Source organism: Pseudomonas simiae (assembly GCF_900111895.1).
Classification (GTDB): Bacteria; Pseudomonadota; Gammaproteobacteria; order Pseudomonadales; family Pseudomonadaceae; genus Aquipseudomonas; species Aquipseudomonas simiae.
In genome coordinates, this window is sequence record NZ_FOKB01000003.1 from 727,676 (window position 1) to 750,887 (window position 23,212).

22 protein-coding genes are annotated in these 23,212 nt (G+C 60.2%); 11 read left to right on the top strand and 11 right to left on the bottom strand.

The features are described from left to right. Nucleotides 1-53: 53 nt before the first annotated feature. Entirely contained in the window at nucleotides 54-695 is a 642-nt protein-coding gene (yihA, locus tag BMZ57_RS13430; RefSeq protein ID WP_010207832.1) for a ribosome biogenesis GTP-binding protein YihA/YsxC, read from the bottom strand. Nucleotides 696-887: 192 nt separating this feature from the next. Here yihA and BMZ57_RS13435 point away from each other — a divergent pair, with 192 nt between their 5' ends. The 6 genes from BMZ57_RS13435 (at nucleotide 888) to BMZ57_RS13460 (ending at nucleotide 6,460) form a co-directional block, all read left to right on the top strand. Then, entirely contained in the window at nucleotides 888-1,190 is a 303-nt protein-coding gene (locus BMZ57_RS13435; protein ID WP_021491398.1) for a c-type cytochrome, read from the top strand. A 34-nt stretch (nucleotides 1,191-1,224) separates the two neighbouring features. Beyond that, nucleotides 1,225-1,851 carry a c-type cytochrome gene (locus BMZ57_RS13440; RefSeq protein WP_010207834.1) on the top strand — a complete coding sequence of 209 codons (627 nt, stop codon included), beginning with the start codon at nucleotides 1,225-1,227 and terminating at the stop codon, nucleotides 1,849-1,851. A gap of 168 nt (nucleotides 1,852-2,019) precedes the next feature. Then, the gene (gene dsbA / locus BMZ57_RS13445) at nucleotides 2,020-2,655 is read left to right on the top strand and encodes a thiol:disulfide interchange protein DsbA (protein WP_010207835.1); all 636 of its coding nucleotides are present in this window, start codon (nucleotides 2,020-2,022) and stop codon (nucleotides 2,653-2,655) included. A 10-nt stretch (nucleotides 2,656-2,665) separates the two neighbouring features. Continuing rightward, entirely contained in the window at nucleotides 2,666-3,544 is an 879-nt protein-coding gene (locus BMZ57_RS13450) for an endonuclease/exonuclease/phosphatase family protein (RefSeq protein ID WP_010207836.1), read from the top strand. Then, nucleotides 3,541-5,595: a GGDEF domain-containing protein gene (locus tag BMZ57_RS13455; protein WP_042571121.1), complete on the top strand. Its 2,055-nt coding sequence runs from the start codon at nucleotides 3,541-3,543 to the stop codon at nucleotides 5,593-5,595. The genes BMZ57_RS13450 and BMZ57_RS13455 overlap by 4 nt, the downstream gene beginning before the upstream one ends. 88 nt (nucleotides 5,596-5,683) lie before the next feature. Beyond that, entirely contained in the window at nucleotides 5,684-6,460 is a 777-nt protein-coding gene (locus tag BMZ57_RS13460; protein WP_010207840.1) for an N-acetylmuramoyl-L-alanine amidase, read from the top strand. Here BMZ57_RS13460 and BMZ57_RS13465 read toward each other — a convergent pair. Together BMZ57_RS13465 and algB are read right to left on the bottom strand one after the other, a co-directional pair. Further along, nucleotides 6,457-8,244 carry an ATP-binding protein gene (locus BMZ57_RS13465; protein ID WP_069672986.1) on the bottom strand — a complete coding sequence of 596 codons (1,788 nt, stop codon included), beginning with the start codon at nucleotides 8,242-8,244 and terminating at the stop codon, nucleotides 6,457-6,459. The genes BMZ57_RS13460 and BMZ57_RS13465 overlap by 4 nt on opposite strands. Before the next feature lie 10 nt (nucleotides 8,245-8,254). Continuing rightward, nucleotides 8,255-9,601 carry a sigma-54-dependent response regulator transcription factor AlgB gene (gene algB, locus BMZ57_RS13470; RefSeq protein WP_042571122.1) on the bottom strand — a complete coding sequence of 449 codons (1,347 nt, stop codon included), beginning with the start codon at nucleotides 9,599-9,601 and terminating at the stop codon, nucleotides 8,255-8,257. Nucleotides 9,602-9,977: 376 nt separating this feature from the next. Here algB and BMZ57_RS13475 point away from each other — a divergent pair, with 376 nt between their 5' ends. From BMZ57_RS13475 to BMZ57_RS13495, 5 genes are all read left to right on the top strand, one after another. Beyond that, complete coding sequence (locus BMZ57_RS13475) at nucleotides 9,978-10,262, top strand: hypothetical protein (protein ID WP_029529043.1); 285 nt, start codon at nucleotides 9,978-9,980, stop codon at nucleotides 10,260-10,262. 79 nt (nucleotides 10,263-10,341) lie between these two features. Next, nucleotides 10,342-10,506: a DUF1328 domain-containing protein gene (locus tag BMZ57_RS13480; RefSeq protein WP_003170804.1), complete on the top strand. Its 165-nt coding sequence runs from the start codon at nucleotides 10,342-10,344 to the stop codon at nucleotides 10,504-10,506. A gap of 2 nt (nucleotides 10,507-10,508) precedes the next feature. Next, a complete protein-coding gene (locus BMZ57_RS13485) occupies nucleotides 10,509-10,976 on the top strand; it encodes an inhibitor of vertebrate lysozyme family protein (RefSeq protein ID WP_010207846.1) in 468 nt (155 codons plus the stop codon). Between the two features lie 728 nt (nucleotides 10,977-11,704). Next, nucleotides 11,705-13,036, top strand: a complete 1,332-nt coding sequence (gltP, locus tag BMZ57_RS13490) for a glutamate/aspartate:proton symporter GltP (RefSeq protein WP_010207848.1) — start codon at nucleotides 11,705-11,707, stop codon at nucleotides 13,034-13,036. Between the two features lie 98 nt (nucleotides 13,037-13,134). Next, entirely contained in the window at nucleotides 13,135-14,364 is a 1,230-nt protein-coding gene (locus tag BMZ57_RS13495; RefSeq protein ID WP_010207849.1) for a nucleoside recognition domain-containing protein, read from the top strand. A 103-nt stretch (nucleotides 14,365-14,467) separates the two neighbouring features. Here the strand turns inward: BMZ57_RS13495 and BMZ57_RS13500 are convergent, their stop codons facing one another. From BMZ57_RS13500 to BMZ57_RS13535, 8 genes are all read right to left on the bottom strand, one after another. Then, nucleotides 14,468-15,079 (bottom strand): ABC-type transport auxiliary lipoprotein family protein, encoded by a 612-nt coding sequence (locus tag BMZ57_RS13500; RefSeq protein ID WP_021491396.1) that lies wholly within the window; start codon nucleotides 15,077-15,079, stop codon nucleotides 14,468-14,470. Further along, on the bottom strand, nucleotides 15,076-16,014 hold the full coding sequence (locus BMZ57_RS13505) for an MlaD family protein (protein WP_069672987.1): 939 nt from the start codon (nucleotides 16,012-16,014) through the stop codon (nucleotides 15,076-15,078). Before BMZ57_RS13505 ends, BMZ57_RS13500 begins: the two co-directional genes overlap by 4 nt. Nucleotide 16,015: 1 nt before the next feature. Next, nucleotides 16,016-16,819, bottom strand: a complete 804-nt coding sequence (locus tag BMZ57_RS13510; RefSeq protein WP_044286413.1) for an ABC transporter ATP-binding protein — start codon at nucleotides 16,817-16,819, stop codon at nucleotides 16,016-16,018. Continuing rightward, the gene (locus tag BMZ57_RS13515) at nucleotides 16,816-17,964 is read right to left on the bottom strand and encodes an ABC transporter permease (RefSeq protein WP_047542361.1); all 1,149 of its coding nucleotides are present in this window, start codon (nucleotides 17,962-17,964) and stop codon (nucleotides 16,816-16,818) included. The genes BMZ57_RS13510 and BMZ57_RS13515 overlap by 4 nt, the downstream gene beginning before the upstream one ends. A gap of 54 nt (nucleotides 17,965-18,018) precedes the next feature. Next, nucleotides 18,019-19,050, bottom strand: a complete 1,032-nt coding sequence (locus BMZ57_RS13520) for a DUF5924 family protein (protein ID WP_010207857.1) — start codon at nucleotides 19,048-19,050, stop codon at nucleotides 18,019-18,021. 72 nt (nucleotides 19,051-19,122) lie between these two features. Next, complete coding sequence (locus BMZ57_RS13525) at nucleotides 19,123-20,505, bottom strand: M16 family metallopeptidase (RefSeq protein WP_010207858.1); 1,383 nt, start codon at nucleotides 20,503-20,505, stop codon at nucleotides 19,123-19,125. Nucleotides 20,506-20,562: 57 nt separating this feature from the next. After that, nucleotides 20,563-22,221 carry a Na/Pi cotransporter family protein gene (locus BMZ57_RS13530; protein WP_038452474.1) on the bottom strand — a complete coding sequence of 553 codons (1,659 nt, stop codon included), beginning with the start codon at nucleotides 22,219-22,221 and terminating at the stop codon, nucleotides 20,563-20,565. Nucleotides 22,222-22,432: 211 nt separating this feature from the next. Beyond that, nucleotides 22,433-23,200 (bottom strand): TerC family protein, encoded by a 768-nt coding sequence (locus tag BMZ57_RS13535; RefSeq protein ID WP_010207863.1) that lies wholly within the window; start codon nucleotides 23,198-23,200, stop codon nucleotides 22,433-22,435. Nucleotides 23,201-23,212 lie beyond the last annotated feature (12 nt).

The following is a 23,212-nucleotide window of genomic DNA, read 5'->3' on the forward strand; positions in this document are numbered from 1 at the left end:
CCGAACTTCCCCTCCCCATACGAAGTCCGGGGTTTTTTTTGCCTGCAGAAAAATTACTCGGCCAATTCCGCGCCCTTGTCTGCCAATTCCATCCAGCCTGCCAACACGGTGTAGGCCTCTTCCAGGCCCATGCGTTTTGGCGCCGAGAACAGCTGGATAGTGATCGCATCACCCCAACCTTTACGGATTTCGGACTGCACTTTGAGCAGGGTGTTCTTGGCCGCGCCGTAGGTCAGCTTGTCGGCCTTGGTCAGCAGGATGTGCATCGGCATGCCGCTGGCGACGGCCCAATCGAGCATCAACAGGTCGAAGTCGGTCATCGGATGGCGGATGTCCATCATCAGAATCAAACCCTTCAAACTCTCGCGGCCGCCCAGATAAGCTTCCAGGTGACGCTGCCAGTGCAGCTTCAGCGGGATAGGTACTTTTGCGTATCCGTAGCCCGGCAGGTCGACCAGACGCCGATCATCGTCTAGCTTGAAGAAATTGAGGAGCTGCGTGCGGCCTGGGGTTTTTGAGGTGCGTGCCAGGCTGGCGTGGGTCAGGGTGTTCAGCGCGCTGGATTTGCCAGCGTTGGAACGACCGGCAAAGGCGACTTCAAAGCCTTCGTCATCGGGGCATTGGTCAACTTTGGCGGCGCTGAGCATGAACGTGGACTGTTGGCACAGACCGAGGATGGGATTCTTGAGTTGCATGAGATTTCCGATGTGGGCGGTGCCGAAAAAGGGTGCGGCAAGCGGTGTCGTTTCCGTTTCAGTAGCGCCAGTATATAATGCCGCAGATTTTGTGTGTGCTTTGTCCCAGCGAAGGATGAAGTTCACGGGAGCGATAGACCTTTATTGCGCATTAGAACGCAAAACGCTCTCAAACCCTGAAATGGTCGACGTATGACCAAGTGGTTGCTCGCTATCGGTGTCCTGGTCCCGCTTTACAGCGCTCAGGCTACACAGGATCCGGAAGCGGTGTACAACCGAGTTTGCGTGGCTTGCCATGCCGGCCAGTTGCCCAGCGCCCCCAGACGGGGTGACCAGGCAGCCTGGGCGCCAAGACTGGCGCAGGGCATGGACACGCTGGTGCAACACGTGACCCAGGGTTTCAAGGCAATGCCGCCGCGTGGTTTGTGCATGGACTGCAGTACTGAGGATTACCAGGCCATCATTGAATTGATGGTGAGTAAACCCGGTAGATAACTCTTAAACCCCTTAGCCGTAGTTGGATTAGCTGATGAACAAACTGATCGTGAGTCTGCTGTTGACCTTGGGCATCACAGGCGCTGCCGTCGCTGCAGAGGGCCCCCTCAAAGGTGATGCCACTGCCGGTCAAGCGAAAGCCGCCGTATGTGGTGCTTGCCATGGACCGGATGGTAACAGCCCGGCGCCGAACTTCCCCAAACTGGCCGGCCAGGGTGAGCGTTACCTGACCAAGCAACTGCACGACATCAAGGATGGCAAGCGTACGGTCCTGGAAATGACCGGCTTGCTGACCAACCTCAGCGATCAGGACCTGGCAGACCTCGCGGCTTATTTTGCCAGCCAGAAAGGCAGTGTGGGAGCTGCCGATCCGAAACTGGTGGCCCGTGGTGAGAAACTGTTCCGCGGCGGTGACCTGGAGAAAGGCCTGCCTGCCTGCACCGGTTGCCACTCGCCCAATGGCGCGGGCATAGCGGCCGCCGGCTTCCCGCATTTGAGCGGCCAGCACGCTACCTACATCGCCAAGCAGTTGACCGATTTCCGCAAGGAAGAGGCAGGGCGAGCCAATGATGGCGACACGGCAATCATGCGTACCATCGCTCGCAAACTGAGTGATGAAGACATTGCGGCGGTCTCCAGCTACATCCAGGGCCTGCACTAAGGTGCATGTAACGTTAACACTCGATTAATCCCGCGATGCAAGCATAAAAAGGGTGGCCCAGGCCGCCCTTTTTTGTGGCCGGTGCCGTTACACTAACGAACTCATGCCCGCGTAGACCTGTCACAACAAAGGTCGCGTGAGGCGACTTTATTTGTCCAGGAGTAAAGCATGCGTAATCTGATCCTCAGCGCCGCTCTCGTCACTGCCAGCCTCTTCGGCATGACCGCACAAGCTGCCGACGTGCCGCTTGAAGCCGGTAAAACCTATGTTGAATTGGCTAACCCGGTTCCGGTTTCGGAACCTGGCAAGATCGAAGTGGTGGAGCTGTTCTGGTACGGCTGCCCGCATTGCTACGCCTTTGAGCCGACCATCAACCCATGGGTTGAGAAACTGCCCAAGGACGTGAACTTCCGGCGCATCCCGGCTATGTTCGGCGGCCCATGGGATGCCCACGGCCAGTTGTTCCTGACCCTGGAAGCCATGGGTGTGGAACACAAGGTCCACAACGCGGTATTCGATGCGATCCAGAAGCAGGGCAAGCGCCTGACCAAGCCGGACGAAATGGCTGACTTCGTCGCCACCCAAGGTGTAGACAAGGACAAGTTCCTGGCCACCTTCAACTCCTTCGCCATCCAGGGCCAGATCAAACAGGCTAAAGAACTGGCGCAGAAGTACGGCGTGCAGGGCGTACCGACCATGATCGTCAATGGCAAATACCGGTTTGACCTGGGCACCTCCGGTGGTCCTGAGCAGACCCTCAATGTTGCCGACCAACTGATCGCCAAAGAGCGCGCAGCCAAGTAAGGGGCCCGTCATGCGCCGCTGGGGTACCGAACGTGTGGTTGGCCTGCATGATCCGCAGGTCAACGAACATCACCTGGAATCCACGGGCCTGCCGGCAGACAGCCGCCTGCGCCTGCTGAGCTTCAATATCCAGGTAGGCATCAGTACCGAAAAGTACCGGCATTACCTCACCCGTGGCTGGCAGCACCTGCTGCCCCACAACGGGCGTGCCGGCAACCTGCAAAAGATCGGCAAGCTGTTGAACGATTTCGACCTGGTTGCCTTGCAGGAAGCCGACGGCGGCAGCATGCGCTCCGGTTACATCAACCAGGTGGAGCACTTGGCCCAGCTCGGTGCCTTCCCTTACTGGTACCAGCAACTCAATCGCAACCTCGGGCGTCTGGCGCAGCACAGCAATGGCGTGCTGAGTCGCTTGAAGCCCTCGGCTATCGAAGATCACCCGCTGCCAGGCCCCAAGGGCCGGGGTGCGATCCTCGTACGGTTTGGCGAAGGCCCGGAAGCCTTGGTGGTGGTGATGATGCATCTGGCGCTGGGGGCTCGCACCCGCACCATGCAACTGGCCTACATCCGAGAGCTGATTGGCAATTACAAACACCAGGTGCTGATGGGGGACATGAACACCCACGCCAGCGACCTGCTGCAGAATTCTCCGTTGCGCGACCTCGGGCTGCTGGCGCCGCAAGCCGAAGCCACGTTCCCCAGCTGGCGTCCGCAACGCTGTCTTGATCATATCCTGCTCAGTCCTACCCTCACACTTGAGAGTGTGCAGGTGCTGGCGCAGCCCATCTCCGATCACCTGCCGGTCGCGGTAGAGATTCGTCTGCCGGGTTCGCTCACGGCTGATGCATTGCCCGCGTTGAGCCCCGGCCCTCGCGGACCCCTTGCATGAGCGACGACGCCCAGCGCTGGAAAGAAAAATACCTTAAAAGCATCGAGCAACAAGAAAAGCTCGAACGCCGTTGGGCCGCCCGCCTCGACCTGCTGCGCCGTGGGCTGGTGCGCAGCACCCTGGCCGCTGAAGGCACCGACCGCGCGGTTGACCAATGCATGAAGGAAATGCGTGACGTTGTCCGCACTGATGATATGGACGCCGCCCTCGCCGCCTTGCTGCCGCGCCTGGAAAAGGCGGTGCTGGATTCAGAGCAGCGCCGCGAAACCCGAGTCGACCAGATCAGTACCGCGCTGACGGCCTTGGTCACCCAGCTGCAAAAACTGCCATTACCGCGTGAAGTGGCCCGGCCACTGAAAACGTTCGCCAAGCAGTTGGACGGTCGGGTCAGCCAGGCACGTGAGATCCCTTTGCTGCTCAGCGAGTTGAGCGGCCTGCAAGGCCAGGCGCTCAACAACCTGGAGCCGGATGGCGATACCGCGCGTTCGGGGCCGGGGCTTTTACAGCGCCTGTTTGGTTCCAAGGACGTCGCGAATGAGGTGGTGGCAAACGAACCGACACCTCGCCCGGCCCCGCAGCCTGCGCCGACCAAACCAGCCGCTGCCGAGGCACAGCCGCCCGAGCAATCCGAGGAACTGAAGCAAGCGTTGCGCGCCTTTACGCCACAGCCTCAAGAAACGGTCGCCCCTGTCATTGAGCACGCCGCGCCCATCAAGGTGGCTGACGCCTCCAGCGAAACGTTCGTCTACGAAGCCCCGCCTCGCTCCGCACCCATTGAAACACCCGTAGCGCGTGTCGAGCCCGAGCCCGAGCCTCAAGTCGAAGCGCCTGCAACGGAAAGCGCCCTCGCCGCCTTCATCGAAACACCTGAAATTCAGGTCGAAACCCCGGATGAGACTGCCATTGGCAGTCTGTCGCTCCCTCCGGTGCTGGAGGTCGAGGAGCCTGATCCCGACGAGCTGCAAGCGGACGGCACCTATGCCTTGCCCGACTCGCCGGAGCCGTCCTACAGCTCCGTGGCCAAACACATCGAGGACACCCTGCTCGGCCTGCTGGAAGAGCTCTCGCTGCCCGAACGCCACCGGCCGCAGGCCGAAGCGATGCGCGAACGCCTGGCCCATGGCCTGAACTGGTACGAGCTGCTGCCTATCCTTGATGACTTGGCGGTGTTGATGCTGGCGATCACCGACAGCGGCCAGCATGAGTTCGAGGCTTACCTCAAGCAGCTTAACGAGCGCCTAGAAGCATTCCAGGGGCACCTGCAGGTTGCCAGCGATGGCCACGCCGATAGTCGCTCCGCGGCCCGCGAGCTGGACACGCAGATCCGCGAACAGGTCGATGGCCTGCAAAGCAGCGTGCAGGGCGCGGCCGACCTGGACAGCCTCAAGCACGTACTGGAGAGCCATCTCGAAGGCCTGCTCGGGACGATGGACGAGCACCAACAGCAGCGTGACCAGCGCGAGCAGGAAACGGCAGCGCGTTTGAAAGGCTTGGCCGAGCGCGTTGCCAATATGGAGCAGGAGGCTCAGGGCTATCGCGAGCATCTGGAGGTCCAACGCCAGAAAGCCTTGATCGATCCGCTCACTGGGCTGCCCAACCGCGCAGCCTGGAGCGAGCGCCTCGATCAGGAGGTCAACACTTGGCACCAGCGTGGCAACAGCCTCTCGCTGGCGATGCTGGACCTGGATCACTTCAAGCGCATCAACGATGGCTATGGTCACTTGGCGGGTGACAAAGTGCTGAAAATCATCGCCAACGTACTGCGCAAGCGTCTGCGTTCGACCGACTTTATCGCGCGCTTTGGTGGGGAGGAGTTTGTATTGCTAATGCCGGACTCATCCCTGACGGATGCGCTGGCGGCGGGCGAAGTATTGCGCGCAGCGATTGAAGCGTGCCCGTTTCACTTCAAGGGCGAGCCGGTGACGATCACCGTTTCAATGGGTGTGGCGCAGTTCCAGCCGGGAGAGCGCAGTGACCTGGCGCTCAAACGTGCTGATGAGGCGTTGTATCGGGCCAAGGCGGCGGGAAGGAACCGGGTGCAGCCTGCCTAAAAGATGTTCCATTTTGTAATTTGACGGTCGGGTCACAAAGGGTACGTTACACTGTTGCATTATCGTCTTCAGTGTAATGTCTTCCGCCATGAAATCCTTGTACTTCGCCTTTGTGTTTCTTCTGCTTGCAGGTTGTGCCAGCGGCCCGCGCATGGACACCAGCCATCCTTCGGTGAATCACGACAACCGCGTGCAGTTCGTGATTGTCCACTACACCTCCACCAACCTTGAACGCTCCCTGGCATTGCTCACCCACGGCCAAGTCAGCAGCCATTACCTGATCGGCGACGACGCCTCCGGCACCATCTACAAGCTCGTTGATGAGAGTCAGCGCGCCTGGCATGCCGGCGAAAGCGAATGGATGGGGCGCACCTGGCTCAACTCCAGCTCCATCGGCATCGAGATCGTCAATCCTGGCTACAAAGACACCCCGACCGGTCGCGTGTGGTACCCGTACTCGGAGGCGCAGGTTAAATCCCTGGTGGTGCTGCTCAAGGACATCAGCAAGCGCAACGGCATCGACCCCAAGAACATCATTGGCCACAGTGACATCGCGCCGTTGCGCAAACTGGACCCGGGCCCTTTGTTTCCCTGGAAGCGCCTGGCCGATGAAGGGTTGGGCGTGTGGCCGAATGCCCAGGCTGTTGCGCGGTTCCAAGTGCAATATGCCGCTGAGCTGCCGAGCATCACCTGGTTCCAGGAAGAATTGGCACGCCTGGGCTACCAGACGCCCCAGACCGGCGAGCTGGATGTCGCCACGCGTCATGTCATTGCGGCGTTTCAGATGCGTTTCCGGCCGTCACTCTTCGACGGCACACCGGATGCGGAAAGCGCCGCAATCCTGCGTGCGTTGAACCGAAATTAAAGCGGCAACGCCATATAGAATTGAGTGCCCTGTCCCGGCCGCGAATACACGCCCATGCGGCCGCCGTGCAGTTGCACGATTTCCTTGCACAGCGCCAGGCCCAGGCCGGCGCCACCTTTCTTGCGGCCCACCTGGACGAACGGCTCGAAGATTCGTCCCTGTTGCCCATAAGCGATGCCTTCGCCGTTGTCCTCGACGCTGACAATCACTCGCTCGCCATGACGGCGCGCCTGCAGGCGAATCTGCCCACCGGCCGCCGTGTGGCGCAGGGCGTTGCCCAGCAGGTTGTCGAGCACCCGTTCCAGTTGTGCCTGGTCCGCATACAAGCGGGGCAGGTCGGATTGGGCTTCTACCAGCAGTTCGATGTTTTGCGCATTGGCCGGCTCGACGAAGCGCGCACGGGCGTGTTCCAACAGGTCAGTCACATCGCATGGCCCCAAGGTGAGTTTCTGCAGGCCGTTCTGGTAGCGCGAGAAGTTGAGCAGGTCATTGATCAACTGCATCAGGCGTTGCATTTCTTCATTGACCGTATCCAGCAAATCCGCTTCACGGGACTCTGCCGGAAACTTCGCACGCTCGCGGAACAGCCCGAAGGCCATGTGCATTCCGGTCACCGGCGTACGCAGCTCATGGGAAGCGCGTAGTACAAACTCGCTGCGTACCCGTTCGAAGGCGCGTTGTTCGGTGACGTCATGCAGCACCATCACCGCACCGAGAATATGCCCCTGGGTATGACTGACGGGGGTCAGGCTGTAGGTCAGCAGGCGCAATTCACCTTCGACCTCCACCTCCAAATCCTCCGGCGCTCGCTCCAGGCTACCGCCACGCAGTACCAGTTGCAGTTGCTCATCCAACTCGGGGCGTACCAGTGCTTCGCCAAGGCCTTGACCGAGGCGTTCCTCATCCCAGCCCAATTGGCGCTGGGCTACAGGGTTGAGGTGTTCCAGGCGGCCCTGACGGTCGATCATCAGCAGGCCATCGTCGATGCTGTCGAGTACAGCTTGCAGGCGCTGTTGGCCGGCCAGCAGTTCATCGACATTGGTCGCCTGATGCTGGCGCAACGCTTCGGCCATGATGCCGAACCGGCGGGTCAGTAGGTTCATTTCTGCTGCGGACGAGATCGGCAGCGTCACTTCGAAATCGCCCTGGCCGATCTTGTCGGCGGCTTTGGCCAACGCTTCGATCGGGCCGCCGAAACGCCGGGCAATGCCGTGGGCTGTGACAAATCCAATGATTAACACCGCAAGCCCCACCAATCCCAGCAAACCGGCGATCAGCAAAGCGCGCTCGCGAGACTTGTGTTCGCTGTTGCTGATGTTTTCCAGTGCCTGCTTGTGCTCGTTGATCAGGCCATTGCGCAAGGCATTGAAGGTTTCAGTGAGCTTTTCCTTGGCGCCTGGAGGGGGCGTCGGTTGCTGGGATTCGTCAAACGCATCCAACAGGTCCTGATACTGGCTTCGGGCCAGGCTGAATCCACTCCCACGATTGTCGCGCTGTTCATGGGCAATGCCTTGGTCCAGCAGGTCGAAGTAATGTTGCTTGGAGGCTTTCAGTGCCTCGGGGTCGGGCCGGTCCTCCAGCATCATGATCAATTGATCGCCCAGGCTCTGGCGCAGCTTCAGCCCCAGGTCCAGCGTAATGAAGTTGCTGCGAATCAGGGATTCCTGGGTCTTGGCCATTTGCATGACGCTGACCAGGCCCAGGATCAAACCCAACAGGGCGACCGTGATCAACGCTGAGATACTCAGGAACAGCCGAGTGCGCAGCTTCATCGCTAACTTCATAAGGTACAGCTCACAGGTTGTACTGTTTGCGTTTGCGGTACAGGGTCGACGCGTCGATGCCCAAGGTGCGGGCTGCCTGGTCCAGGGTGTCGCTGGTGGCAAGTACGGCGCCGATATGGGCTTTTTCCAGCTGGTCCAGGCTCAGCGCCGCGCCAATGCGTGGGGCGTTGTTGCCCGGTTGCTCGGCCATCCCCAGGTGGGTGATTTCCACCTTCTCTTGCGGGCAAATGATGCTGGCGCGCTCCACCACGTTACGCAGCTCGCGGATATTGCCCGGCCAGCGGTAGTTGAGCAGTGCTTCACGCGCTTCATCACTGAAACCGCGTGCGGGGCGAGCGTATTCCTTGACGAAGCGTGCCAGGAAGCGGTCGGCCAGGGTCAGGATGTCTTCACTGCGCTCGCGCAGCGGCGGCAGGTGCAAGGTGATCACGTTGAGGCGGTACAGCAAGTCTTCACGGAAGCGGCCGTCGCGGACCATGTCTTCCAGGTTCAGGTTGGTGGCTGCAAGGATGCGCACATCGGCGCGGCGGGTGACCGGGTCGCCGACGCGTTCGTATTCCTTGTCCTGAATAAATCGCAGTAATTTGGGTTGCAACGTGAGGGGAAAGTCGCCGATTTCGTCGAGAAACAGCGTGCCGCCGTCAGCCTGGTTGACGCGGCCCAAGGTGCTTTCACTCGCGCCGGTAAATGCACCGCGGCTATGACCAAACAATTCACTTTCCATCAACTCTGCCGTCAGCGACGGGCAGTTGATGGTGACGCAGGATTTTTTCGAACGCTTGCTCCAGCCGTGAATAGCGCGGGCCAACTCGCCTTTACCGGTGCCGGATTCGCCCAGGATCAGAATGTTGGCATCTGTGCCGGCCACTTGGCGCGCGGTTTCCAGCACCACCATCATCGACGGGCTGTGGGAGTCGAGGCCGTCTTTCGGCTGGCGTACTTCGCCCTCAAGGGCTTCGAGGCGCGCGGAGAGCTGACGCACTTCCAACTGCTTGGCGGTGGCCAGGCGCAACTGATCGGGGCTGCAAGGCTTGACCAGATAGTCGGCAGCACCGGCCTGGATGGCATCAACGGCGGTATCGACTGCCGAATGGGCGGTGACAATCACTACGCGCATCCATGGCGCCTGGATTCGCATCTGCGCCAGCACATCCAGGCCGTTGTCTTCGCCCAGCCGCAGGTCGAGGAAACAAAGGTCGAAGACCTGCCGCTGCATCAGGGTATCGGCCTGGGCCGCGCTGTTCGCAGTGGCAACGGTGTAGCCTTCATCTTCCAGGCAATAGCGGAAGGTGCGGAGGATCGCGGACTCGTCATCCACTAAAAGAATGCGGCCTTGAAGTTCCTTGGCTGATTCCATCTGTCCCGCGCTCCTTAAACTATGAATGATGGTGGTTAGTCCCGTAATAATCGGGCAAGTTGCATGGTTTATTCTGATCGATAAAAGGCCGCGTCGCGCAGATATCTGCATCCCTTCCTACAAAGCAACGCCTGATGGCGTTTCATACCGTCTTGCTACTTCGGCAACTCGCTTTGCCGGTTCTATCCCTCGATCCGACCGCTGGACATCGTGCATTTCGCACGGCCTCCGAGAGGGCATCGTGCAGGATGCTGTGCTGTGGTTGGATTGAGAATATTTAACTCATTGATTTTATTGAGTTTTATTTTGTAAAAAAGCTGGCATGCGCTCTGCAATAGCTCTCCCAACGAATAATCAAATGCGGGAGAACAGCAGCATGACTCGCCAAAGCCTCAACCAACTGCGTGTATCGCCACTGCGCTTGCAGCAAGGTCTGTTTGCCAGCCTGGCCCTGATGGTCACGTTGATTGGCGGCCAGCAGCTGCAACATTGGCAGCAGAGTCAGCAGCAGATTCCCCAGTTTGAACGTCCAGTCATGACCCAGACCCATTTCCGTTCCGTTGGCAGCGTAGCTGCCGATGCAACAGCCCCGCAATTGCGGATGGTTGACCAGGGCTCTTCCCTGAGTGAGCTGCCATCCCAAGACCGTTGGGTGTTCTAGGCACCAAATGGCCACTCGTGTTGAGTGGCCGCACGGCACTACCGCTGTTACCTCTTAAAGAAGCATAAGGAGAATCACCATGTTGAGTTGGGCAATCACATTTCTGATCATCGCCATTGTGGCTGCAGTCCTGGGCTTCGGTGGTATCGCGGGCACCGCCACGGGTATCGCAAAGATTCTGTTTGTGGTCTTCCTGGTGATGTTCATCGCTTCCTTCTTCTTTGGTCGTCGCGGCCGAGGCTGAAAATGACCACTTTGTCCTTCAAAGCCATTACTGCCGCCCTGCTTCTGGGCGGCAGCGGCTTGGCAATGGCCGCCAACGACGGTCAGTCCCGAGCCAACGAATTGCTCAGCGCGGATCCGCAATACCGTGAGACCTGGCAAGGCGTGGTGAAGAAAGAAGAGCGTCTGCCGGAATGGGTCATGAACCTGTCAGGCACCGCCGAGCAGATGAATGCCGTGGAAGAAGACGGCGACAAGTACTTGGTCGGGCCGCTCTGCGAAACCGCGGACACCTGCCTGAACAAGCGCCTGATCGTTGCCTTCAGCCTAGACAAGGAAGATGCCTACGCCATGTTGGTGGAAGTCCCTGCCGGCCTGCCGGCGGATAAATCCCCGACGCGGCATGCCGATTACCGGTTTATCGGTAAGCCGGATGAAGGCATGCAGAAGTTGCTCATGGAGCAGCTGAAGAAAGATCCTAATTGGTACTAGGTTCCGTCTGACGCGAGTGTCGTCTACGGGGCGAGCGTCCATAGAAAGAAGCCCCACGCTTCTTTCTGTCTGCACCGCCTGAAAAGAGGGGGTGCATGACCAGGGGGCCGGGTTGCTCTGATCAATTGCGATCGGCGTGACCTACGGGTACAGGGAGTGCCTGCGCAAGGGCCGGGTCAGGCGAAAAGCTGCGGCGCAGGTTCACAAGCTCATGGCTTGCTGAACCTGCGACGGGCTTATCAGGCTCATTGCCGCTTCTTATGTCCCTCATAGCCGCAAAATTCCTTTCTGCACTTTCCCAACCATTACTTAGTGTGTCGGGTCGACCATCTATCGATAAAATTTGGCCAGGCCCATCGGACATTTCCGACGCTAAGCAGCGGTAATCCCAGGCATTTCTGCCAACGCTCCAGAGACGTCCTGATTCTCTGCGCGAGCCGGGTTTGGCAGGTTCACGGCATGTTTGCTGGACAAAATGTCACATTTGAACTGACCGTTCGGACAGTTATTATTAAAAAAAGCCATGCCGATTCGGCATAGGGTAGGCGTTTACGGCATTAGACGTCGCCCCCTTGCATGGGAATAGTTGCGCCTTTTTTCGCCTGCCAGTAAGCCATTTCGGCCACGCTGCGGTGACCTTCCATGGAGGCAGATGCACACACTTTTTCGCTCTCGAGCGTTGCAGCTGGCGCATTTGCCTTAAGTTCACTTGAAGTAAGGGTAATGACATGAAGAAGGCAAAGCTAAGCCTCGCCTGGCAGATCCTCATCGGTTTGGTGCTGGGGATCGCAATCGGTGCAGTGCTCAACCATTTCAGTGCTGAAAAGGCCTGGTGGATCAGCAATGTGTTGCAGCCAGCGGGCGATATCTTTATCCGCCTGATCAAGATGATCGTGATCCCGATTGTGATTTCCTCGCTGATCGTCGGCATTGCCGGTGTCGGTGATGCGAAGAAGCTCGGGCGTATCGGCGTCAAAACCATCCTTTACTTCGAAATCGTCACCACCATCGCCATCGTGGTCGGACTGTTGCTGGCCAACCTGTTCCACCCGGGTGCAGGCATCGACATGAGTACCCTGGGTACCGTCGACATCTCCAAGTACACCGCCACTGCCGCCGAAGTGCAGCATGAGCATGCGTTCATCGAGACCATCCTCAACCTGATCCCGTCGAATATCTTCGCTGCTGTTGCCCGTGGCGAGATGTTGCCGATCATCTTCTTCTCCGTGCTGTTCGGCCTCGGCTTGTCGAGCCTCAAGCCTGAGCTGCGCGAGCCGCTGGTGACAATGTTCCAGGGCGTGTCCGAGAGCATGTTCAAAGTCACCCACATGATCATGAAGTACGCCCCGATCGGCGTATTCGCACTGATCGCCGTGACCGTCGCCAACTTCGGCTTCGCCTCCTTGCTGCCGCTGGCCAAGCTGGTGATCCTGGTTTACGTCGCTATCCTGTTCTTCGCCTTCGTGATCCTCGGCCTGATTGCCCGCCTGTTCGGCTTTTCGGTGGTCAAGCTGATGCGCATCTTCAAGGATGAATTGGTCCTGGCCTACTCCACCGCCAGCTCTGAAACCGTGCTGCCGCGCGTAATTGAGAAGATGGAAGCCTACGGCGCGCCGAAAGCCATTTGCAGCTTCGTGGTGCCGACCGGTTACTCGTTCAACCTCGACGGTTCGACCCTGTACCAGAGCATCGCGGCCATCTTCATTGCCCAGTTGTATGGCATCGACCTGTCGGTCGGCCAGCAATTGATGCTGGTTCTGACCCTGATGGTCACTTCCAAAGGTATCGCCGGTGTCCCGGGCGTGTCGTTCGTGGTGCTGCTGGCCACCTTGGGCAGCGTGGGTATTCCGCTGGAAGGCCTGGCGTTTATCGCCGGTGTCGACCGCATCATGGACATGGCGCGTACCGCCTTGAACGTGATCGGCAACGCCCTGGCCGTGTTGGTCATCTCCCGTTGGGAAGGCATGTACGACGACGCCAAGGGCGAGCGCTACTGGAACTCGCTGCCGCACTGGCGCAGCAAGGACGCCGCGCCGGTTGCTCAAGCAACCCGCAGCTGATAGGCCGACAGCGCTAAGACAAACCCCGGACAATTCCGGGGTTTGTCGTTTCTGCCAGCCCCGCTATCATTCGCTCCATTCTTCGGGGGATTCAACTGATGCTCAATGGCCTGTGGCTTGGCTTCTTTGTCGTGGCAATGGTGTCGGCACTGGCGCAATGGCTGGTCGGCGGTAACGCCGGGATTTTCGCGGCAATGGTCGAAAGCATTTTCGCCATGGCCAAGCTGTCCGTGGAAGTGATGGTGCTGCTGTTCGGCACCCTGACCTTGTGGCTGGGTTTCCTGCGCATCGCCGAGAAGGCCGGGATCGTCGATTGGCTAGCCAAGGCCCTCGGCCCACTGTTCCGCCGCCTGATGCCGGAAGTGCCCGCCGGCCACCCCGCCATCGGCTTGATCACCCTCAACTTCGCCGCCAACGGCCTGGGCCTGGATAACGCGGCAACGCCCATCGGTTTGAAAGCGATGAAGGCGCTGCAGGAGCTCAACCCAATCCCCAACACCGCGAGCAACGCACAGATCCTGTTTCTGGTACTCAACGCGTCGTCGCTGACGCTGTTGCCGGTGACCATCTTCATGTACCGCGCCCAGCAAGGCGCGGCGGATCCGACGCTGGTGTTCCTGCCGATCCTGCTGGCGACCAGCGCCTCAACCCTTGTCGGCCTGCTTTCGGTGGCGATCATGCAGCGCCTGCGGCTATGGGACCCGGTGGTGCTGGCCTATCTGATTCCGGGCGCACTGGTCTTGGGCGGCTTCATGGCGTTGCTGGCGACACTTTCCGCGACTGCGCTGGCGGGCTTGTCGTCGATCCTCGGCAACCTCACGCTGTTCGGCTTGATCATGTTGTTCCTGGTGATCGGCGCATTGCGCAAGGTGAAGGTCTACGAGGCCTTCGTCGAAGGGGCTAAAGAAGGCTTCGACGTTGCGAAGAACCTGCTGCCGTACCTGGTGGCGATGCTGTGCGCCGTCGGCGTGTTGCGCGCTTCCGGCGCACTGGATTTCGGCCTGGAAGGCATTCGCCATGTGGTCGCCTGGACCGGCATGGACACGCGCTTTGTCGATGCCTTGCCGACTGCGATGGTCAAGCCGTTCTCCGGCAGTGCCGCGCGGGCGATGCTGATCGAGACCATGCAGACCCAGGGCGTGGACAGCTTCCCGGCGCTGGTGGCGGCGACGATTCAGGGCAGTACGGAAACCACCTTTTATGTGTTGGCGGTGTACTTTGGTTCGGTGGGGATTCAGCGCGCCAGGCATGCGGTGGGATGTGCGTTGCTGGCAGAGTTTGCCGGTGTCGTGGCGGCGATTGCGGTGTGCTACTGGTTCTTTGGCTGAGGCTTGTACCGCTTTCGCGAGCAAGCCCGCTCCCACATTAGACCGTGTTCATCCTGACGAAACGCGGTCGATTGTGGGAGCGGGCTTGCTCGCGAAGAGGCCCTCAGCGTTTCGCTGATGCATTGCCCTGCGTAACCACCCAATCCACCACCTGCTTGTTCAATTGATCCCCCGCCAGCCCAAACCCGGCCACCACCGCCGGCACCTGGGTGTCGTTCACCGGCTGCCTCACCTCAAAGCGTCGGCTGGCGATAATCCGCTGATCACGCCCACGCACCAATCTCGCATCCAGGCGAATCACCACCTCCACCGTACTGCCGTGGTACTCACTCTGGAACGCCTGCAATTGCCCACCCAGCTCATAGTCGGCCTGCAGATTGGTATCGTCGGTGCTCAGCAGCGTCACCCGGCCATCGCGCTGGAAGCCATCCATAAAGCGGTTGCGCAGCAACACCGGCGACGGGTCGCTCCAGCGCGAGTTGGCATAACTGCTGATCAGGTCGCCATTGGGCACCACGGCAATGCGCGGGCTGTCGAGAAACTCGCTGGTCTGCGGCTTGTTCACACGCAGTGACCAACTGACCGGCGTGGCCTGGCTGGTGGTCTGCGCGGTGGCCAGGCGATACACATCCGAAGGGTCGGCCTTGGGCAGGATCGAGCACGCGCTCACCAGCGCCAAGGCTACAGGGGCGATTATTTGGTAAGCACGCTTCATGGCGTGAACTCCTTGTTCTTGTCGCTGCCCAGCAGGTAACCGCTGGGGTTGGCTTCCAGGCGGCGGGAGATGGCGCGCAGCGAACCGAGGGTTTCGCGCAGTTCGCGCACGGCCGGCGCCAGTTCGTTGAGGCCTTGCATGCCGCTGTTCACCGAGTCCTTGTTGTTGGTCAGCAAGGTGTTGAGGGTCGCGGTGCTTTGTTCAAGGGATTTCATGGCCTGCTCGGCACTGCCGAAGGCCTGCTTGCCTTGTTCATTGAGCAAGCCGTTGGCGTTGCGCATCAGCACGGTGGTCTGTTCCAGGGCGGCGCTGGCTTGTTTGCTCACCTGCATCAGTTGTTGCATCACCACCTTGATATCGCCGCGTTGGTCGGCGATGGCACCGGTGGTTTGCTGCAGATTGTCCAGGGTGTTGCTCAGGCGTTCGACGTTCTCGCGGGAGAACATGTGGTTGGCGTTGTGCAGCAACAGGTTGATGCTGGTCATCAGGTTGTTGCTGTTGTTCAGCAAGCGCGCGATGGGCGATGGTGACGCAATGATCTGCGGCAGCTCACCGTTCTTGCCCTTGAGCTCGGCACTTTGCGGAGTACCGCCGCTGAGCTGGATGATCGAGGTGCCGGTGATGCCGGTCAGCGCCAGTTTGGCCTGGGTGTCTTCCTTGATCGGTGTCTGTCCGGCTAGGCGGATGCGTGCCAAAACGCGGCGCGGGTCTTTAGGGTCCAGGCGCAGGCTGGTGACGTCGCCCACCTTGATCCCGCTGTACTGCACCGCGCTGCCCTGGGACAGGCCGCTGACCGCCTCGTTGAAGATCACTTCGTAGTCCTGGAAGGCGCTGTCGACGCTGGACTTGGCCAGCCACAGGCCGAACAGCATCGCGCCGACCACCACGATCACGCTGAACAGACCGATCATCACATGATGGGCTCGGGTTTCCATGTCATACCTCGTCTAGCGATTGAGCGGCATCCAATGCCGCGCGGCCACGGGGGCCGTGGAAATATTCGTGAATCCACGCGTCGTCGGTTTCCGAAACGATATCGATGGCATCGGCCACCAGCACTTTCTTCTGTGCCAGCACCGCCACGCGGTCGGTGATGGTGTACAGCGTGTCCAGGTCGTGGGTGACCAGGAACACACTCAAGCCCAACGCATCGCGCAGGGTCAGGATCAGTTGGTCGAATTGCGCCGCACCAATCGGGTCGAGGCCGGCGGTGGGTTCGTCGAGAAACAAGATATCCGGGTCCAGCGCCAGCGCGCGGGCCAGGGCGGCGCGCTTGATCATGCCGCCGGACAGCGACGATGGGTACTTGTCGGCTGCCGACAGCGGCAGCCCGGCCAGGGCCAGTTTCACCGCGGCCAGATGCTCGGCGTCACGGCGGCTGAGGCCCGCGTGTTCGATCAACGGCAGTGCAACGTTCTCGGTGACAGTCAGCGAGGAAAACAGCGCGCCCTTCTGGAACAACACGCCGAAGCGCCGTTCCACCAGTGAGCGCTCATGTTCCGGCAGGCTCGGCAGGTTCTTGCCGAACACCCGCACCTCACCTTCAGTGGGGCGACGCAGGCCGACGATGCTACGCAGCAGCACCGACTTGCCGCTGCCGGAGCCGCCGACCACTGCGAGGATCTCGCCTTTGTACAAGTCCAGGTCGAGGTTCTCGTGCACGCTCTGGCTGCCAAAGCGATTGCACAGGCCGCGCACTTCAATCACCGCCTCGGCGGGCGCTCGGTGTAGGCGACTCACCAGTCCATCTCCATGAAGAACAGCGCGGCCACCGCATCCAGCACGATCACCACGAAGATCGATTGCACCACGCTGGAGGTGGTGTGGGCGCCGACGGACTCAGCACTGCCGCTGACCTTGAAGCCTTCCAGGCAGCCGATGGCCGCGATCAGGAAAGCGAAGATCGGCGCTTTCACCATGCCCACCAGAAAATGCTGCACACCAATGTCAGATTGCAGCAGCGAGAGAAACATCGCTGGCGAAATATCCAGCGCTACAGCGCACACCACACCACCGCCGACTATCCCTGAGAGCATTGCCAGGAAGGTCAGCATCGGCAAGGACACCAGCAACGCCAGCACGCGCGGCAATACCAACAGTTCCATTGGGTCCAGGCCCAGCGTGCGGATAGCGTCGATTTCTTCGTTGGCCTTCATCGAGCCGATCTGCGCGGTAAACGCACTGGCCGTACGACCGGCGATCAGGATCGCGGTGAGCAGTACGCCAAACTCGCGCAGAAAAGAGAACGCCACCAGGTCCACGGTAAAAATCGTCGCGCCGAAGCTCTTGAGCACCGTGGCCCCGAGGAACGCCACCACCGCGCCCACCAGAAAGGTCAGCAAGGCTACGATAGGCGCAGCATCGAGGCCGGTCTGTTCGATATGCGCGACCATCGGCGTGATGCGCCAGCGCTTGGGTCGGAAAATGCCACGGGCGAAGGTTTCGAGAATCAGGCCGATAAAGCCCAGCAGTTTCTTGCTGTCCTGCCAGACGGTGTCCACGGCTCGACCGATGCGGGCCAGCACCTGAATCCCGGCAGCTTCTTCCGGTGCCTTGTCCGGCACGCAAAAATCATTCAGGGAACGGTAGACGGTCTTGAGCAGTGCGCGGTCGGCGGCAGACAAACTGCAATCGGTCTGCTCCGCAGATTGCTCGATGCGGGTCGGCCCCAGCAACTCCACCAGCAGCGAGGCGCCGGCGGTATCCAGGGCACCTAGGCCGTTAAGGTCGATGCGCGCGCCAGCGTCGTATTGGCCGTCGAGCTTGTCTGACAGCTTCTTCAGACTGGCATAGTGGGCAAGCGTCCAGTCCCCCGTAATCCTCAGCTGTGGCGGGGTGGTGGACGTATCGAGGTGGGCTGCACCGGCCGTCGTAGGGGGGGTCATAAGCTCCGAGCTTGTTTGGCTATCCGCAATTCTTACGTAATAGCATGAACCTGCCTACTTTGGGTTGTCCGTTTGTGCTGAGTCCGTCACTTTGAAGCGCAGCACGCCGATCACCTGCCCGTCTTCGGTCAGCACCCGTACCTGCCAGCGGCCTACGGCGTCGCCGGGGAAGTTCTGCTTGTGGGTCCAGGCGCGATAGCCCTCTTTGCGCCCGCCGTGAATATCCAGGGCGATACGGTCGACCTCTTTACCGTTGAATTGCCACACGTGATAGATCCGCTCGTCCAACCCGCGCGGCGCGTTGATCGCGGTGTAGGCGTACAGCCCGCCGCTGCGCAGTTGGGCGGCCGTGACTTCCTTGAGATCGTCGCCTGGCGTGCGGTCTTGCAACTCAGTGCTGATGGCCACTTCGGTCATCCACAAGGTGGCCGGTGGCACCCAACTGCGCAGGAACCACCCGGCGCAACCAATCGCAGCCGTGACCCCGAGCAACATCGCCCAGCCTTTGATACTGCGCAGCGGCAAGCTCACTGCCAGGCTTGGAATCGACAATGCCATGGCCACGCCCAAGGCGAGTTTGTAACTCTCGGCAGTGGTCAGGTGCAGAATGATCGGCAACGCGGTGAGCAGCGCGGCGAACAGGGTGAAGGTGTGCAGCGCGAGAAACAGTGAGCGTTTGGGCGCCAGCCATTTGTAGTACAGCGGGTCGACGATCGACACCAGCGCCGCCGCGCCGAGAAGGCCGGTGAAAATCGATTGGCCGCTGTTCCACGCTGTGGTGATGAAAAAGAACGGCAACACAAAAAACAGACTTTCCTGGTGGATCATCTGGGTCGCGTAGCGCAGCAGCGGTTCGGGGATTTCGCGCTTGAAGACCTGGGCGAACAGCTGGGTGAAGCTGTTTTCCAACATCAGCCACAGCCAGCTCACCAGCATGATCACCGCGATCCAACTGGCCATGCCCTGCTGGCGATCCACCAGGATGAAGCTGCCCACACCCGAGATGAAGCCGCCGAGTGCAATCACCCCTGGGTAACGCTTCATCAGTTCGAGGATGCGGGTGATCAAGCGGGTCAGGGTTTGCATTCGACAGTTCGCAGTCTTTGTAGGAAAAAATCCCAGACAGAATAGCGTCTTAGCCTGGCGTTCGGTGCCTCATTACGCGATCCGTTTGCGATAACTCCGTAGCCCGATCAATACAATAGCGATGAAGCCGAGCAGCCCGGCGCCGATCCAGCTCAGAGCATCGTAGCTCAGCAGCGGTTTTTCGATGCGCCAGTAGCCCGGCTGCTTGAACACGTCGCGCATGGCCTGGTTGGTCTGGTCCAGGCTCACGGCTTTGATGCGTTTGACCGGGTCGCTGAAGTGACCTTTGTTGTAATCCCCGGATGCGCTCCAGTAGTAATCGGCCAACGCGCTGTTGCCCTGCACCGCCCAGGCCTGACGGGCGATGGCGGCTTGTTGCAGGCGGGCGAATACCGCCGGGTCGAGACCGTCCTTGAGCAGGTGTGCCTTGAGGTCCTGGAGTACCTGTTCGGCTTCGGGGAGATTTTCCCGCTCAAGGTCGGCATTCAGGCTGAGGAAACCAACGCCGCCGAGTACTTCGCGCTCGCTCCACGGGCCGTAGGACAAACCATGCTTGAGGCGCAGTTGGCGGTACAACGCCCAGTCGAGGTAGTCCTTGAGCAGGTCGTAGGTTTCGTCATGCCCGTCGTCCAGCACAGGTTCAGGGAACAGCCAGTGCAGCTTGGCACCGTCGCCGACCCAGCCGTGGATGAGTTCACGATGGCTGGCGGCGGCGTGCTGGATCTCAGGCAGCGCCAAATGTTCGCTGGGCTCGACCGGTTCGAGTTGGCCGTAGGTGCGTTCCAGATAGGCCGGCAGCAGTTTGTCGAGGTCGCCGACGATGATCAGGGTCATGTTGTTGGGCGCGTACCAGTGTTTGCGCAGGTTCTCCAACTGGTCGCGGGTCAGGTGGTCGACCTGGGCGCGTTCGGCGCACTTGAGCCCCAGTTCAACGGCCAGCTGGTTGCTGGCCGTGTGGCCCAGGTCCTGACGGTCCAGCAGGCGTTGCAGGTGTGAGTAGTGGCCGCCGTCTTCGCGTTCGACCACGCGCTTGGCGGCGTTGATATTGGCGTCGGTCAGTTCGGTGCGAGTGATGATCGCCAGCAGCAGGTCCAGCACCTTGCGCTGGTTCTGCGCGGGCGCCTCGATCACGAAGGTGGTATCGGCGTTGCTGGTGTAGGCGTTCCACTCGCCACCCAGGGCCTGCATGCGGTCTTCCAGCTCGCCTTCGCCGCCACCGTCGATACCGCTGAACAGCAAGTGTTCCAGCAGGTGTGGCAATTCCTTGTCTTCGCAGCCGAAGTCATCCAGGCCCACGCCTACCACCAGGCGGATCGCCACATGCCCGCGCTCGGTGCCCGGTTTGAGCAACAATTGCAGGCCATTGGGCAAGGTGTAGCCCTCGACTTGCAGACGGTCAAAGGCAAAGGCGTGGGCAGAACCCATGAGTAGGCAAGCGAACAACAGGCGACGCATAACAAGCTTCCTGGCGTGTGAGGTCAATGTTAACTGACTTCACGGGCCATCATCCGTTCAGGGCGAATGTGTGATGTCGGCAATATCTTCGGCGGAGAGCGCGCCGGTGTCGGACGTTTCCAACACTACATAAGCACTGCTGCAAAACAACGAGTTGAGGCGTTTCATGTCCGCAATCAGTTCCAGGTGCAGGGAACTGGTCTCCAGACTCTGTACGATTTTTCGCTGCAATCGGCTCACGTGGGCATGGGCCAGGCGGCGTTCCTGGGCGCGGAAGCGGCGTTTTTCGCGCAGCAATTGGCGAGCGCTTTCCGGGTCGGCGCTGAGGAATACCGAAAGGCCCAGGCGCAGGTTGGCGATCAACTGGCCGTGCAGGCCGGTGAGTTCTTCCAGGCCGACTTCGGAAAACTGGCGACGCTGGGAGGTTTTCTGCTGCTGGACTTTGCGCAGCATGCGTTCGATCAGGTCGCCGGCCAGTTTCAGGTTGATCGACAGCTCGATGATTTCAGCCCAGCGCCGGCTGTCTTGCTCGCTGAGGTCTTCGCGGGGCATTTGCGCCAGGTAGAGTTTGATCGCGCTGTACAGCGATTCGACGTCGTCGCTGAGGCTGCGCATTTCCTGGGTGATGGCCGTCTGTTTGCCGCGCAGTACTTCCTGCATGGCGGTGAGCATGTTGTCTATCAGGTCGCCCAGGCGCAGTGTTTCCCGAGCAGCGTTGGCCAATGCCAGGCTCGGCGTGGCGAGCGCGGCCAGGTCAAGATGACGGGGTTTGGCCTTGCCATTGGTTTCTTCGCGCTCGGGCAGCAGCCAGGCACACAGCCGTGCCATCGGCCCGATGGTGGGCAGCAGAATGAGGCAACGCGTGACGTTGTAGAGCAGGTGGAAGGTGATGACCATGCCTTGGGCGCTGTAGTCCAGGCCGTCCATCCACAGCACCAGCGGGTCGAGTACCGGAATGATCAGCAACAGGCCGATCAATTTGTACAACAGGCTACCCAGCGCGACTTGGCGACCGGCGGCGTTCTGCATGCTGGTGCTGAGGAAGGCCAGCACACCGCTGCCGATATTGGCGCCGATCACCAGGCCGATGGCTACGTGCAAGCCGATCACACCGGCGCCGGCCAGGGTGGCGGTCAGTAGGACGGCGGCCAGGCTGGAGTAGGAGATCATCGCGAATAAGGCGCCGACCAAGGCGTCGAGCAGGATGTCGCCGGTCAAGGAAGCGAACAGCACCTTGACGCCCTGGGCATGGGTGATAGGCCCAGCGGCTTCGACGATGAGTTGCAGCGCGAGAATGATCAGCCCGAGGCCGATCCCCACGCGTCCCAACTGCCCTGCCCGCGTCTGTTTGCGCGACAGGAAGAAAATCACCCCGAGAAAGATCAGCAGTGGCGATAGCCAGGACAAGTCGAACGTCAGCACCCTCGCCATCAGCGCCGTACCGACGTCGGCGCCGAGCATCGTCGCCAGGGCGGGCATCAGCCCCATCAAGCCCTGGCCGACAAAGGACGTCACCAGCATCGCCGTGGCGTTGCTGCTCTGCACCATGGCAGTCACCAGGATACCGGCGATAAACGCCAGCCAGCGCTTGGACATGTTCTGCCCGATGACTTGGCGCAAGTTGGAACCGTAGACCCGCAGGATGCCGGTACGGACGATGTGCGTGCCCCAGATAAGCAGGGTCACGGCGGAAAGCAGATTGAGCAAGGTCAGCATGCTCGGCCCCCCGTATGGGTGTGCGCCAATCGACGCAAATGAGAATTGCCGCTGCCGTTCTACGTCTAGTGATTAAGCTGTAGTTGGCGAATGGGTTCTGCGCCAGCATCGCATAGCTAAACTGGGGATTGAAACAAAACTGTCATGAAATCAGCTTTTTGCAGACGAGAAAAAGGGGCTCGAAAGCCCCTTTTTCAGCAGCGAGTCAGTGTTATTGACCCGGGATATCTTTGCGCAGTTTCACAGGATCCTGCTGTTTCTTCTTTTTCGCGATGGCAGTGCGCATCTTGATGTTCACCGCTTCCACCGCCAGCGAGAACGCCATGGCGAAGTAGACGTAGCCTTTTGGCACGTGCACATCGAAGGATTCGGCGATCAGCACGGTACCGACGACCAGCAGGAACGACAGCGCCAGCATCTTCAGCGAAGGGTGCTTGTCGATGAACTCGCTGATGGTGCCGGCAGCCAGCATCATCACCAGTACCGCCACGACGATCGCTGCGACCATCACCGGTACGTGCGAGACCATGCCCACCGCGGTGATCACCGAGTCCAGGGAGAACACGATGTCGATGATCGCGATCTGAATGATGGTGTAGATGAACTTGCCACCGGCGCCCTTCGGCTCGTCGTGGGTTTCGTCTTCACCTTCCAGCGCGTGGTACATCTCCTGGGAGCTTTTCCACAGCAGGAACAGGCCACCGAAGAACAGGATCAGGTCGCGACCGGAGATGCCCTGGCCGAACACCACGAACAGGTCGTTGGTCAGTTGCATCACCCAGGTGATCGACAGCAGCAACAGGATGCGCGTGACCATCGCCAGCGCCAGGCCGAAGATCCGAGTACGCGCCTGCATATGCTTGGGCATGCGGCTGACCAGGATCGAAATCATGATGATGTTATCGATGCCCAGGACGATCTCGAGGGCCGTCAGGGTGAAGAAGGCAATCCAGATTTCCGGATTGGTCAGCCATTCCATGTTTATTCCTTT